Here is a 14,240-nt window from a genome sequence, read left to right on the forward strand (position 1 = left end):
TCGATTTCTTTAGTAATTACTCAAAAATTAGGTTAAAATAGAGATAGATTTGGAGGGATGGAAATGATATTTGACTCACATGTACACACAGATTTTTCAGGTGATAGTGATATGAAGATAGCCGATGCTATAAAGAGAGCAGATGAACTTGGTATTGGGTTAGTAATAACTGACCATATGGATATAAATGATTATATAAAGAATAGAAGTGGCTTTGATGTTGATAAGTTTTTTGAGGCATACACAAAGCTTAGGAGTGATAAGTTACTTCTTGGTATAGAACTTGGATTAAGAGAAGAAGCTGTTGAAAGAAATGTTCACTTAGTTAATAATTATGATTTTGATTTTATTCTAGGGTCAACACATGCTCCTTATGCTTCAAAACATGAATATGAGTTCTTTGATGCTGAGGTTTATGTAGGAAAATCTAAGAGAGAAGCATATGAGGAATATTTCAGATCAATGATTAGAGGGGTTAAGGAGAACGAGTATATAGATTCTTTGGCTCATATTGATTATATAGCTAGATATTCTAGATATGATGATAAGGAACTTTATTATAATGAGTATAAACCTTTAATTGATGAGGTACTTAAGGAAGTTGCCCTTAGAGAGAAGTCAATGGAGATAAGTACTCGAAGAATAGGTAATAAGACATCCGCTGATGAACTTATGAAGATATATAAGAGATTTAGAGAGCTTGGAGGAGAGACTGTAACTATCGGTTCTGATGGACATTATCCTGGAGCTATTGGAGCTAACCTTAAGAGTGGGCTTGAGATGGCAGAGGCTTGTGGATTGAAACCTGTTTATTATAAAAAAAGAAAAATACATTTTATTAAATAATTTTCAAACAGTTTTGGGTTCTTGATTTCAAGAGAGTTTTCTTGAGAGCAAGGACCTTTTGTAATAAAGATAATTCAGTGGTGAAAATTTATTGTTTATATAATGTTAGCAATAAATTATTTGTATATGATAAAATGGTAATCATATACAAAGGCTGATATTATAATATTGAAATTCATGGGAGGAGGATGAACATGAAAAAAGGGGTTTTTCATTCATTAATTTTAGCTATATCTATGGCAATTATACTAATAGGTTGCAACGCAAGTACTAATAATATTAATGAAGAAAGAGGGGTTGGTGAGGATAATAAGACTTATACTGGGAAGGACCTAGAGTCTATTAACAAAATAAATAACCTTATAAAAGGGCAAGAGAAATACATTAAAGAAGAGAATAAAGAGAAGTACATGGAAACTATAAGTAAGGAAAATAGGGAATATTACTGGGAGAAAATTCACTGGTTTGACGATATAATAAGTGCTGATATCACAGAGTATTCTCTTCAAGTATTAAAGGTTGATAAGATAGATGATTTTAAATTCAGAGCACAGTTACTTCAAAAATATCATTGTAATGAAAAAGACTATAGCTTAAAGTATTCAAATATTTATACAATTGAAGATGATAAGATTTTAGATTATGATTTAGATTTTAAAACCATTCAAACAGAGCATTTTATAGTTAAGTATTTAGGCGAATTAGAACTTAAAGATTGGATATGTGAAGAGGCTGAAAAAGGATACAGTATTGCTACAGAAAATTATGGAGATACTCCTAAGGATAAAACTATCATAAAGCTTTATAATGATAGAGAGCTTTTAAGGCAGTCAGTGAAGCTATCATTTGGTTGGCAGTTCGGAGGATGGTATGAGTATCCAGAGTCTATTAAGTTCTTAAAATTAGAAAAGGAGAATAACAATTTTAGAAGAGGTATAGCTCATGAATTAATTCATAAGATTACTATAGGAGAATCCGCTAACAATATGCCTTATTGGTTAGCAGAAGGTTTGGCTGAGTATTTCTCAAAAGAAGACAGTATGAGAGATAGCTATCATCCAGCATTTGAGTTAATTGAACTAGATAAGATAGATCTTGAAAATTATGAAGGAAATGCTTATGAGTATTATAAAAGTTCAAGATATTATATAGATAAAATTATTAATAAATATGGAATAGATAAAGTTAAGGAAATATTAAAAGGGCTTAGTGAATATGGGCTCCAGGAAAAAACAAATGGAGAGATTTATCTTGAAAATAATAAGAGATTTTATGAAGTTCTTGAAAAAGTTTTAGATAAAACCTTTGAAGAATTAAATACAGAGTTTAGAGATTAATAGATATGATGAGCAAGTAGATGAAAGAGGATTTTTGTGACATATATTTTTCGAAAGAAATAATAAGACTAACAGAGAGTTAGGCTGAAAATGTTAGCTACGAAAGAGTTAAGATTTAAGGTTTAACTCTTTATTTTTTTGTCTAGTTACCGATGAATTTTATAATATAAGGAATACATATACTCACATGTGCATATGTATATACAAACATATGAAGATAATAGCTTGTAAAGGAAGTGATATAGAGTGGATGAAATAACAAAATTTTTTAAAATATTGTCTGATGAAACACGTTTAAGAATACTAATTTTACTATATCATAGGAAACTTTGTGTATGTCAAATATGCGGAATTACGGGGGAGTCGCAACCTAAGATATCAAAGCATCTTGCAAAATTAAGGGATATGGGATTTGTAAAAGATCAACGAGTGGAGAAATTTGTTTTTTATAGATTAAGTATTGATGAACAAATGCTTAAAGAAATATTGATGATAATAATAGACAATATAGATGATAATTCAAAATTTAGAAGTGATATTGAAAAAATTAAAGATGCAAAAAAATATCTTGAAACATGTAAGGGATTGATTTAAGGAAAAAGATTATATCATAAGGGGGTTTTTGGTTGGAGAAGAAAAAATTTCGAACCTTAATTGGTGTTTTAGCATTAGTTCTAGTTGTCCTTTTATTTAAATGTATATTTCAAGTAGGTAAAAAAGATATATCATTACAATATAAAATCAATCTAAAGAGTCAATATGAAAATTTTAAGAAATCTAATAAACCATCAATGATTGTTTTTTCCTATAATGCTGATTGTTGTCCAAACACTAAAAAGTTTTTTGATGAATATAATGGCAAAGTAGAGAAATTAATGATGGCATATGAAGATAAAATAAATATTTGGTTCATTAACACAGGAATTTTAGAAGAGAAAGATGAGGAAGCATTACAAAACATTACAGAGGAAAATGAAGTTTCTAAAATACCATCAATTCTTCTAATGGATTCATCAGGGAAATCCATTAAAGTAATTCAAGGCATCTTTGATGAAGGGGAAGTTAGAGAAATTATAGATGGGATGGTGAAGTAATGAGTATTGATGTAAATGCTAATTTAATTACAACATTATTCTTTGTTTTTAGTACTGGATTAGTAAGTGGGTTAAGTCCATGCACCCTTCCAACAGTAACATTTGTGGCTGCATATGTTAATGGTAAACAAAATTATTCAAAAAAAAGTGGGTTTATCATTTCCCTTGCATTCACTTTAGGAATAGCTTTTATGCTTTCAATCTTAGGTTTATTCGCAGGAGCTATTGGTTCAATTCTTAAAGATATTAAAGTTATAAATTATGTAATAGCTGTTATTTTATTAGTTATGGGTTTATGGCTGTTGAAAATATTTGATTTTGATTTCAACAATAAAACAGTCCAGATTTTACCTAGAAAAGGTAGCGGTATAGTTGGAGCATTTTTACTTGGAATCCCCTTTGGAATTTCAGCATCTCCATGTACTCTTCCTATAACTGCATCAATGATTGCTTATTCAGCTGAAAAAGGAAGTATGATTTATGGGATGCTATTAATGTTTACATATGCTTTAGGAAGAAGTATGCCACTAATATTTGTAGGTACTTTTACGGACTTACTAAAAAATGTACAAATTTTATCAAAGTATCAAGAGCGGATTGAAAAAATTAGTGGAGCAATTTTAATTTTGATTGCTTTATATTTTATTTGGAAAGCATAAAGATATTAAGATATGAAAGGAAGTAAAAGTTTTGGATAAAGTAACATATTTATTTAGTTGGTTGAATAATCAAGTGCTAAAAATGACATGGCTTTCAGACCTTGTAAGATTACTTGTAGAGAAGGTATTTAGGTTGCCTGTTAATGAAAAATTAGGTGGAAGTATACATTTCTTTATTTACGATACCATTAAGATTTTTATATTATTATCTGTATTGATTTTTCTAATATCATATATTCAAAGTTATTTTCCACCAGAGAAAACTAAAAAAATACTTGGAGGCATAAAAGGAATAAAAGGAAATATACTCGGAGCTTTGCTTGGGACAGTGACACCATTTTGTAGTTGTTCAAGTATACCTATTTTTATAGGGTTTACCTCGGCAGGACTTCCATTAGGGGTTACATTCTCATTCCTTATATCTTCACCACTAGTTGATTTAGCATCATTCTTAATATTGATGTCTTTCTTTGGTTTTAAGATTGCATTAGCATATGTAATTGTAGGATTGATTCTTGCAGTAATAGGTGGAACCATTATTGATAAATTAAAGATGGAAAAGTATGTTGAAGGATATGTACTTGAGATAAAAAACACTGATTTAGAAGTTGAGGAAATGACACGAAAGGAACGTATAAATTTTTCTAAGGGACAGATAAGAGATATTGTTAAAAGAGTATGGATTTATATATTAATTGGGGTAGGGATTGGAGCAACAATTCACAATTGGATTCCACAGGATGCCATAGAGAAAGTGATAGGTAGCAATAACCCATTCTCTGTAATTTTGGCAGCGGTAGTAGGTATTCCAATGTATGCTGATATATTTGGTACGATACCGATCGCAGAAGCTTTATTTGGAAAAGGGGTTGGGATTGGAACAGTATTATCATTTATGATGGCAGTAACTGCACTATCATTACCTTCAATGGTTATGCTTAGTAAGGTTGTAAAACCAAAACTATTAGTATTATTTATAACAGTAGTATCTATTGGAATCATCATTATAGGATATTTATTTAATGCATTTTCATATATTTTAATATAAATAAAAGGGGGAGTAAAAATGGTAATTAAAGTTTTAGGTTCAGGATGTGCTAATTGTAAAAAATTAGAGGAAAACACAAGGAAAGCTACCTTAGAATTAGGAATTGAAGCAACAATTGAAAAGGTTACTGATTTTAAAGATATAGCAGCCTATGGTGTAATGAAAACACCTGCTCTTGTAGTGGATGAAAAGGTTAAATTAATGGGAAGAGTACCATCAACAGAAGAAATCAAAAAGTATTTGTAAGAATAAGATAGGCATAACTACTAGTATATAAAAAAAGAGTTAAGTTATAAACATTAACTATAATGTTGATGTTTAAAGCTTAACTCTTTCTTTATAAAGGCTTAGTACATTTCAATCACACAGGAAAAAGAACGAATGTTCAAAATATAACATGAAAATGTTATAATTATTGAATGAGAGGTCATAAGGAGGAAAGAGCATGGAAACTAAAGTATATAATCTAGGGAAATTTAGAAATGAGGAACTAAAATTCGCAGTGATAGTCGCAAAATTCAATAAAGAATTTGTGTATGTTAAGCATAAGGAGAGAAGTACTTGGGAGATTCCAGGTGGACATAGGGAAATGGATGAAGTGATTGATGATACAGCAAAAAGAGAACTTAGTGAAGAAACTGGAGCAACTAGGTTTAATATAGAAGCTGTATGTGATTATTCAGTTGAAAAAGTAGGTTGTGAAATTAATTATGGAAGAGTATACTATGCAGAAATTGAAGAGTTAGGAAAGTTACCTGATTTAGAAATAGGAGAAGTTAAACTGTTTGATAGTATGCCAGAGAATTTAACGTATCCTGAAATTCAACCTTTGTTATTTAAAATGGTGCAAGAAAATTTAAGGGGACAACGTTAGGAACGGGATATTTACGGAATTTGGCATATAATATATAATATTATTAATTGTCAATAAAGTGGAGGAGATATAATGAATTTATCACTAGGTAAAATAAAAGGTTATATAAAAGATTATCCTATTACTACTATAATTATATTAATTAATACATTGATAGTTATATTTGTGGGGTTAAAGTTTGGTTTCAAAAACATTGGAGAGGTTTCTCGTTCTATAAGTAGCGTCACTAAGGTTAAAGAAGGAAATTATTGGATGATGTTTACATATACATTCTTACACATAAACATTCCACATTATTTTATAAACACATTCTTTATTATTTGTTTTTCAGGAATTATTGAGTATACTTTAGGTAAAGCAAAGTTCTTATTGTTCTTTATAATAACAGTTCTTGGATCATCAATAGTTATATTCTTTTTCAATCCAGGAGCGGTACTAATTTCATCTGGATTTGTATTTGGGATATTAGGATATTATATGTACATAGTTTTTCTTAAGAAGGATATGATAAGTAACCCCAAATTTAAAGGTAATCTTATAAAAATTACTATTATTTGTTGGATATTATCATTCCTTTATAAAGATGTAAATATAGTTGGTCATTTAGGTGGATTCATAACTGGATTTATATTCAGTATGGTTGAATTGAAAATATCAGCTTCGAATAAATAAAAAGATTAAGAAAATAACTAAAATAATAAGGTCATGAACGAATGTGCCATATAGGATACATTCGATCATGGCTTTTTATTTATTTTCATAGAAAATAAAAAATGGAAAATACTATTGACCTTAACCTTACGTAAAATGATACAATAAATTCATGAAGTACTTCATATAAAACGAATCATTGTGGGAGTGATAGTATGAATCAATTGAAGAAAATAGGGGAGATCTCCAGTGAATATGGAATAACTAGTAGAACATTAAGATATTATGAAGAAGTTGGCTTGATAGAAAGTATAAGGATTGGAGAAGCAAGGTATAGGGCATATGATAATAATGCTATACAGCGTATTCAACAGATAATACTCTTGAGAAAATTACAGTTGTCTGTAAAGGATATTCAGATTATATTCTCAACTGAAGATATGCCTGTTCTAATAAATATATTCCAAGGAAAATTAAATAACATAGATAAGGATATTCACGCCTTAAAGACTTTTCAATGGATCATACAAGAATTTTTGAGATTGCTTAAAGACAAGGAATACACTCGTGCAAGTGGTTTGAAACTTCTAATGGAAAAGTCACAAGAAATAGAGAGTGAACATGATCAGGCGATAGAGAGTGAATCTAGAAGAAAATCACAAGAAGATAATTATATGGAGGAAATAAATATGGCAATTAAAAAAATTTCTAAATTGGATGATGTTAGAATAATAAATCTTAGACCTATGAGAATAGCTTGGTATAGTCATATAAGTGATGAACCGGAGGAACATGCTTGGAATGAGATGATAAATTGGGTTAAGGAGAACGAGTTAGATGAGCTTTTTACCAGCCGTTATTTTGGATTCGATAGTTGCCCACCACAGGAAGGAAGTTCTGAGTATGGGTATGAAGTCTGGGTAACTGTTGGGGAGGGGATTAAACCTTCAGGAAAAATAGGTATAAAAGAATTCAAAGGTGGATTATATGCTGTATCAAACACAAAAGGATGCCCAGGTGATAAAATACCTTTGGTATATAGAAATTTACATGAATGGATAAAAGAGAGTGATTATAATTTTGGAAATCATCAATGTCTTGAAGAACACTTCCCCAACATTCCTTCAAAACAGGATGAAGAGTTCTTCTCACATCTTGATATATTCTATCCAATAAAAGAATAGAAATTGTATAAAAATACCCCCTTGTTAGGTTAAATCAACAAGGGGGTAACTTATATATTAATATTTATAGTCAGTTAGTTCATTAGGATCACATAATCCTGTACCTATAGCATTATCTTTCAATGCTAAATATAACTCAGCATCTGTTGCATTTGTATAAGGCATTACCAAGAACTTACCTACAAATGGAATGAACATACTTAATAAATGCCATCCAATGAATGAAAGATCTAATACCCACATATCAAATTTATGACCTTGTGTCATAGCACTGCTCAACTCTATTGCTCTATCATAATCCATATTTGGGTTGTCACAAAGAATATAAGGTACCATTCTATAAGCATATGATTTCACTATTCCAGGTATTATCAAAAGAAGAGACCAGAAAAAGATAAATAAGTTTTTAATAAACATGGTTTTTACAATATTTGAGTATCTTCCTTTATTAAATCCATATCCTAAGTTATTCATATCAAAGTCCATTTCTGTTGATTTAAGGAAATATTTTTTCCCTCCAACTTGTATTGGGTTAGATATAAATACTGAAAAAAGAATTGCAAGTAAAATGGCAACTAAAGCTATTACAATAACTGTTATGATTATAGGACTATATGATGAAAAATCAGTATTATCAATATGATAATTTATTCGATTTCTAGAAGACCGGGAGTAGCCTGAACCACTGCCAGAACTACCAGCAGCACCTAAGAAAAATAAAATTGCACTAACCAACAATGCCTTCCAATATGAAGCTCGTAGAACCCCTTTTGCTCGGGTTTTAAGTTGCTCTCTTGTCCACATATACATTCTCTCCTTAAAAATATTTAATAAATACATTTAATATCTTGGTATGTTTACTATTATACAGGATAAATCAAACTAAGTAAAGGGGTATTTATAAACTTATTATAAAATAATAATAAGTTTATTATGGGATATTAATAATTTTTATTGAATTTAATTTTGCATAGTCAATTATATGTTCTAAGAATTAAAATTAGTTATATATTTGAAGAGAATTTAGGAACAAAAAGAACAGATTATCATAATATATGAGTATATTCATATATAAGAATCTAAGGTGTTAAAGGAAGTGGAACTATGAAATTAGTGAAATTATTCAAAGCTTTGGGGGATGAGACTAGAATTAGAATTATTAATCTACTTAGACATGGAGAATTATGTGTATGTGAAATTGAGAGTATTTTAGAAATTAATCAGTCTAATGCATCAAGGCATCTTAGTAAATTAATTAATGTAGGATTGATAAAAAATTACAAAAAAGCTCAGTACGTATACTATAGCCTGGATATTTCAATAGTTGAGAACCATCTTTTTATTAATCAGCTTATTAAGGACGAATTTGTTAAGGAATATAGATTAATTGAAGATATTGAGAAGCTAAAGGATTATAAAAAAAGTAATATTACATGTGATGATATCAAGAATGGGAGAGTTTGTTCAAAACTAAAAAAAGCATAACAATTAGTTATTTAGGAGGAAGTGTTTATGATTATCAAGATTTTAGGTTCGGGATGTAGTAAGTGTAACAAGCTTGAGGAGAGGGCCAGAAAAGCTTTGAAGGAATTAGGAATTAATGTACCTGTGATTAAGGTAGGAGATTATAGACAGATTATGGGATATGGAGTTATGACTACTCCAGCACTTGTTATTAATGATCAAGTAGTTGTTATGGGGAAGGTTCCTTCTGTGAAAGAGATAAAGGGAATTCTACTAAATTATTAAAGAGTATATTTAAATATTCTGAAAGTCAACAACTTATCCACAGATACAAGAATTTATGATTTCTCATATAGTAAAAAACATAGTTTTCCACATTGAAAAACTATGTTTTTCTTTTATTTGACTATGTCTTAGCTATATAATTATTCAAGCGGCTTTAAATTCTCATTTCCACTCATGCTTAAAATAGTCTGAACTAATAATTCAATCTCATTTTCAATATCTTTTATGTTAACAACCTCAGAAGGTGAGTGCATATATCTAAGTGGTAGAGAAACAAGTGCTACTGGTACACCAGTGCCTGTTAATCTTATCTTGTCTGCATCAGTTCCAGTTGCTCTAGGAGTAAGTTCATATTGGATAGAAATTTCATTATCTTCAGCTGCTTTTTCTAAAAGCGTGTTAATTTTATCGTTTATTGGTGCACCTTTAGAAAGAACAGGCCCTTTTCCAAGTTCAACATTTCCACTTTCTCTTGAATCAATTCCAGGGTAATCAGTTCCAAAAGTAACATCACAAGCAATACCCATAGTTGGTTTTATATGGCTTGCTGCAAAGTAAGCTCCACCCATGTTAGTTTCTTCGTTCACTGTACTTACAGCGTAAACTGCTACATTAGGATCCTTATCAGCAACTCTTCTAAGAACTTCAGCAACGATAAATGCACCTGTTCTGTTATCTAGAGCTCTTCCAGCAAAATTATCATTTAGCATATACTCATAATCAACATCATAGATTACGTAATCCCCAATGCTAACATGTTTAGTTATCTCTTCTTTGTTAGCAGCACCGCAATCTATAAATATATCTTTAGCTTTGATTTTATCACTAGCACCACCTTGGTGCTCAGCTTTAACACCAACTACACCTTTTAGTACTCCATTTTTACCTAAAACTCTTACTCTCATACCAAGAGCAAGTTTAGGGTTTATACCACCAGCTTTAGAAACATAGATATAACCATCACTATCAATGTGGTTAACCATAAAGGCAATCTCATCAGAGTGACCAGCAAGCATTACTTTGAATGGTTTATCAGGATTAACAGATGCCATAACGTTACCAACAACATCAGTTTCAATCTTATGAGCAAAATCCTTAACATAGTCCATCCATATCTTCTGTACTTCTACTTCATTACCAGATGGAGATGGTGTTACTATAAGTTTTTCTAAGAAATTCTTTGATTGTTCTCTCATAACTTTTCCTCCTCGAATTTAATCATACATATATGATAACATACATAGGTATAAGTGGTATATATTGAAAAGTAATAGTCGAGAAATTCATTCAACCAGTAGTTGCAAAATAGAAAATTTAAATTCAACTAGCAGTAAATAGCCATATATTGGGTGGAATGATATACTGTGAGTAAGATAATTATCCCAAAAACTTGAGAGGTATGAGGTGATCGCATGTTGAATAGTAGAAAAATTGGTGCATATATTTCACAGCAGAGAAAGAATAAGAATCTAACCCAAGCAGAGTTGGCTGAAAAGCTAAATATAACACACCAGGCCATATCAAAATGGGAGAATGGAAGTTCACTTCCTGATATAGCAATATTAGTTGAGTTGGCTGAGATATTCCAAGTTACAGTGGATGAGATATTAAAAGGCGAAAGTAACGAAGTAATAGAAGAGAATAAAGAAATGAATAATGAAGTAGAGAGGAAGCACATTGAAAATAGTAATCTAATCAATGAAAAATCAGACAGCGGAATTTTAGATGAGATACTGGAATCAGTTGAAAATATCAAGAAATCCTTTCAAAAGGAGAGTATTAGGAAAACTAAACTTGATCCTGATTTTGAAGAAAGTTTTAAGAAACAAAAAGAAACATTTAAAAAACAAAAAGAATCATTTATCAAAGACAAAGAAAGATTGAAAAACGATATAAAGAGTAAATTTGGCAAGTTAAATTTTATTAACAGTAAAGACCTTGTTGAAATAGCTCCATTCTTAGACAGAAAATCAGCAGAAAATGGGTTAGATATAGTAACAGATGGAATGGATATTGAAAATATTATAGGACTTGCACCATTTTTAGGAAGAGATAAAATTGATAGTATTGTAGATAAGGCAATTAACAAAGAAGAAATAGATTTTACTATACTTATGGGATTGTGTCCATTTATAAGTAGAGAAAAGATAGATGAATTAGTAGATATAGCATTAGAAAATGAGGTTAACGTTGAAATTATAGGGGGAATAGCACCATTTGTAAGTAGAGAAAAGATGGGAGTTATTCTTGATAAGGCAATGGACAATGATATTATTGACTTTGAATTGTTGGCGTCAATTGCTCCATTTATAAAAAGAAGCAAGATGGATGAGATAATCAATAGAATGATGGAAAATGAAATGGATATAAAAGTATTAGAGGCTTTAGCGCCATTCATGAAGAGAGAAACTTTAGGTAGGGTTATAGATAATTGTATTAATAAAGAAGAACTTGATATTGAGATGATAACAATGCTATGTCCTTTTTTGAAAAGAGATAAGATGGATGAGCTAGTTGATAATATATTGGATGATGAGAGGTTTGAAGAGGTGTTGGGAGGAATAGTACCATTTTTAAGTTCTAGTAAATGTGAAGAAATATTTTATGAAATGCTAGATCAGGATGAAAGAAATTACGGAGTAATAGCTACATTAGCACCATTTTTAAATAAAGATGTAATAATTGAGGCAATAAATATCGACTTGAAGAGTGGAAAGAGCGATGGTAAGTTATTATCAATATTGGGACCGTTTATTAGTTAAAAAGAAATGGATAATTGATAATGTATAATGGATAGGTTCTCCATTCTCAATTATCCATTATCCATTTTATTTAGAGCTGTAAGCTCTAAATAGTAAGTTGGTCTTCATCATTAAAAAATGTTTTATATCCTAATTGAACGAATAATATAACAGTTAATGAAACACTACCTAGAATACCCAGCATAATTGCTATTTGATATTCAATGGCTGTAATTGGAGAAATTCCAGATAATATTTGTCCAGTCATCATTCCAGGAAGAAAGACTATTCCCATACCAACCATGGAATTTATAGTTGGTAGGATAGCAGAGTCAAAAGCATTATCTACAATATCTTTGGAAGCAGCTTTAGGAGTTGCCCCTAACATTAGGGCTGTTTCTACAAGGTTTCTTTGAGAGTGCATTCCATCTACAAGTCTTGTAACACCTAAAGATATTCCAGTCATTGAGTTACCAATGAGCATACCCGCTATAGGAATGAAATATCTGGGATCATACCAAGGAGAAATATTTATTACAATAAACACAAAGAAGAATAAACTTGTAAGAGTTCCTATAGCCATTGAAAGAGCTATAATCTTCTTCAATCTCTTAGAAAGAGTTAATTTTACTCTTTTAAAAATATTATATATTGCAAAAATTTCCATCAAGATAATTATAAGTATAGTATATACAGGGTTAGGATTATCAAAAATATAAACGAGCACGTAACCTGTTAATATTAATTGTATAGTCATTCTTAGAGAAGAAATAATAATCTGTTTCTCTCTGTGTATACCTCTTATTTTAACTATGGCTAGTAGTATAAGAATAAAAATATATGCAGAAATCATTTGCCAAATCTGAAGGTCTATTACTTTATCCACGATGCCACCTCCCCTTGAGAAATAACATTGCCATTAGATATCTCAATTATATAGTTTGAGTAATTTTCAGCTACACTTCTAGAATGGGTCACCATTATAAGAGTACTATCATTATTTTTAGCGTAATGGACTAACTTTTCTATAATTAATTTTTCAGTCTCTTCATCAAGGGCAGAAGAGGGCTCGTCCAACAGAAGAACTTCAGGTTCTAAAAGAAGAACTCTAGCCAGAGCCAGTCTTTGTTTTTCCCCACCAGAAAGAACTTCAGAATTATCATCTAGAGTTTTATTTAGTTGAACTAAATTCAGAATATCTTCTAATACATCATCAGAAGGCAGGTCTTTTTCACTAAATTTTAACCCAATATTAAGATTATCTCTTATATTACCTTTAAATATAGCTGGTGACTGGGATAACATAGCCACTTTTCTTCGATGAGTTATTGAATTTATCTCACTCAAAGGGATATTATTAAACTTAATTTCTCCATTGTCATTTGAAATAAGCTTGTTCAATAAACGTAAAAGGGTGGTTTTTCCGCTTCCACTTCCTCCTACAATACAAGTGATTTTATCTTTTGGTATATGAAGAGCAGGGATATTTAATACATCTTTATAGATTACATTTTCAAGATTAAACATTAATTACACCTCCATTAATCCTTTATTTCATCAATAAGTTCTGAAGCTTTTTCTTTTGCTTCTTTAAGGATCTCTATTCCAAAGCTAGTTATGGAATAATATTTACGTATCTTTCCATTAACTAATTTTTCTTCTTTTTTCAATAAATTATTAGATTCCATGTTATGAAGAAGAGGGTATAGAGTACCAGGACTCATTTCATAACCATGTTCCTGTAATTCTTCAATCATCCATGCACCAAAGATAGGTTCTTTTTTTGCATGGTGTAATATGTGTATTTGTATAAACCCAAGGAAAAGCTTCCTCATTATTTTATCTTTCATAGTGACTACTCCTAAAAAATATATTAATATTGAAATTCGATATCGGTTTTCGATGTTAACATTATATCATCTTATTTGATAATAATTCAATAGGGGATTAAAAAAATTTTAATAGGTGAATTGAAAAATATTTACATATGAAAGATAAGACAATTTGAAAAATATTAAAAAGATAGAAGAGTATAAAATTTCCAAGAATCATTAAAT

The 14,240-nt window shown here is 30.2% G+C and carries 18 protein-coding genes; 13 read left to right on the forward strand and 5 right to left on the reverse strand.

Annotation, left to right across the window (positions count from 1 at the left end):
- The first annotated feature begins 63 nt into the window (after positions 1 to 63).
- From KDK92_RS08350 to KDK92_RS08395, 10 genes are all read left to right on the forward strand, one after another.
- Complete coding sequence (locus tag KDK92_RS08350; protein WP_250858776.1) at positions 64 to 846, forward strand: histidinol phosphate phosphatase; 783 nt, start codon at positions 64 to 66, stop codon at positions 844 to 846.
- A 194-nt stretch (positions 847 to 1,040) separates the two neighbouring features.
- Entirely contained in the window at positions 1,041 to 2,183 is a 1,143-nt protein-coding gene (locus KDK92_RS08355; RefSeq protein WP_250858777.1) for a gluzincin family metallopeptidase, read from the forward strand.
- 246 nt (positions 2,184 to 2,429) lie between these two features.
- On the forward strand, positions 2,430 to 2,777 hold the full coding sequence (locus KDK92_RS08360; RefSeq protein ID WP_250858778.1) for an ArsR/SmtB family transcription factor: 348 nt from the start codon (positions 2,430 to 2,432) through the stop codon (positions 2,775 to 2,777).
- Between the two features lie 32 nt (positions 2,778 to 2,809).
- Positions 2,810 to 3,277 carry a YbbN family protein gene (locus KDK92_RS08365; RefSeq protein ID WP_250858779.1) on the forward strand — a complete coding sequence of 156 codons (468 nt, stop codon included), beginning with the start codon at positions 2,810 to 2,812 and terminating at the stop codon, positions 3,275 to 3,277.
- Positions 3,277 to 3,936, forward strand: a complete 660-nt coding sequence (locus KDK92_RS08370) for a cytochrome c biogenesis CcdA family protein (protein WP_250858780.1) — start codon at positions 3,277 to 3,279, stop codon at positions 3,934 to 3,936. Before KDK92_RS08365 ends, KDK92_RS08370 begins: the two co-directional genes overlap by 1 nt.
- 82 nt (positions 3,937 to 4,018) lie before the next feature.
- Positions 4,019 to 4,984 carry a permease gene (locus KDK92_RS08375; protein WP_420852335.1) on the forward strand — a complete coding sequence of 322 codons (966 nt, stop codon included), beginning with the start codon at positions 4,019 to 4,021 and terminating at the stop codon, positions 4,982 to 4,984.
- Between the two features lie 18 nt (positions 4,985 to 5,002).
- Complete coding sequence (locus KDK92_RS08380; protein WP_250858782.1) at positions 5,003 to 5,230, forward strand: thioredoxin family protein; 228 nt, start codon at positions 5,003 to 5,005, stop codon at positions 5,228 to 5,230.
- A 199-nt stretch (positions 5,231 to 5,429) separates the two neighbouring features.
- Positions 5,430 to 5,858, forward strand: a complete 429-nt coding sequence (locus KDK92_RS08385) for an NUDIX hydrolase (RefSeq protein WP_250858783.1) — start codon at positions 5,430 to 5,432, stop codon at positions 5,856 to 5,858.
- 72 nt (positions 5,859 to 5,930) lie between these two features.
- Positions 5,931 to 6,530: a rhomboid family intramembrane serine protease gene (locus KDK92_RS08390; RefSeq protein ID WP_250858784.1), complete on the forward strand. Its 600-nt coding sequence runs from the start codon at positions 5,931 to 5,933 to the stop codon at positions 6,528 to 6,530.
- A 194-nt stretch (positions 6,531 to 6,724) separates the two neighbouring features.
- Complete coding sequence (locus KDK92_RS08395) at positions 6,725 to 7,693, forward strand: MerR family transcriptional regulator (RefSeq protein WP_250858785.1); 969 nt, start codon at positions 6,725 to 6,727, stop codon at positions 7,691 to 7,693.
- A gap of 57 nt (positions 7,694 to 7,750) precedes the next feature.
- On the opposite strand, the gene KDK92_RS08400 is transcribed toward KDK92_RS08395, so the two are convergent.
- Positions 7,751 to 8,497 (reverse strand): DUF975 family protein, encoded by a 747-nt coding sequence (locus KDK92_RS08400; RefSeq protein WP_250858786.1) that lies wholly within the window; start codon positions 8,495 to 8,497, stop codon positions 7,751 to 7,753.
- Positions 8,498 to 8,797: 300 nt separating this feature from the next.
- On the opposite strand from KDK92_RS08400, the gene KDK92_RS08405 reads away from it, so the two are divergent.
- On the forward strand, positions 8,798 to 9,178 hold the full coding sequence (locus KDK92_RS08405) for an ArsR/SmtB family transcription factor (RefSeq protein WP_250858787.1): 381 nt from the start codon (positions 8,798 to 8,800) through the stop codon (positions 9,176 to 9,178).
- Positions 9,179 to 9,205: 27 nt separating this feature from the next.
- Complete coding sequence (locus tag KDK92_RS08410) at positions 9,206 to 9,442, forward strand: thioredoxin family protein (RefSeq protein WP_250858788.1); 237 nt, start codon at positions 9,206 to 9,208, stop codon at positions 9,440 to 9,442.
- Positions 9,443 to 9,582: 140 nt separating this feature from the next.
- Here KDK92_RS08410 and KDK92_RS08415 read toward each other — a convergent pair whose 3' ends face one another.
- Positions 9,583 to 10,638 carry a M20/M25/M40 family metallo-hydrolase gene (locus KDK92_RS08415; protein WP_250858789.1) on the reverse strand — a complete coding sequence of 352 codons (1,056 nt, stop codon included), beginning with the start codon at positions 10,636 to 10,638 and terminating at the stop codon, positions 9,583 to 9,585.
- Positions 10,639 to 10,854: 216 nt separating this feature from the next.
- On the opposite strand from KDK92_RS08415, the gene KDK92_RS08420 reads away from it, so the two are divergent.
- Positions 10,855 to 12,204: a helix-turn-helix domain-containing protein gene (locus KDK92_RS08420; RefSeq protein WP_250858790.1), complete on the forward strand. Its 1,350-nt coding sequence runs from the start codon at positions 10,855 to 10,857 to the stop codon at positions 12,202 to 12,204.
- Positions 12,205 to 12,289: 85 nt separating this feature from the next.
- Here KDK92_RS08420 and KDK92_RS08425 read toward each other — a convergent pair whose 3' ends face one another.
- The 3 genes from KDK92_RS08425 to KDK92_RS08435 are packed head-to-tail and all read right to left on the reverse strand — an operon-like array spanning position 12,290 to position 14,033.
- Positions 12,290 to 13,069, reverse strand: coding sequence for an ABC transporter permease (locus tag KDK92_RS08425; protein WP_250858791.1), 780 nt, complete (start codon positions 13,067 to 13,069; stop codon positions 12,290 to 12,292).
- Complete coding sequence (locus tag KDK92_RS08430; protein WP_250858792.1) at positions 13,057 to 13,710, reverse strand: ABC transporter ATP-binding protein; 654 nt, start codon at positions 13,708 to 13,710, stop codon at positions 13,057 to 13,059. Before KDK92_RS08430 ends, KDK92_RS08425 begins: the two co-directional genes overlap by 13 nt.
- A gap of 14 nt (positions 13,711 to 13,724) precedes the next feature.
- The gene (locus tag KDK92_RS08435; RefSeq protein ID WP_250858793.1) at positions 13,725 to 14,033 is read right to left on the reverse strand and encodes a PadR family transcriptional regulator; all 309 of its coding nucleotides are present in this window, start codon (positions 14,031 to 14,033) and stop codon (positions 13,725 to 13,727) included.
- Between the last annotated feature and the right edge of the window lie 207 nt (positions 14,034 to 14,240).

This window comes from Oceanirhabdus seepicola, from assembly GCF_023684385.1.
GTDB classification, from domain to species: domain Bacteria; phylum Bacillota; class Clostridia; order Clostridiales; family Clostridiaceae; genus Oceanirhabdus; species Oceanirhabdus seepicola.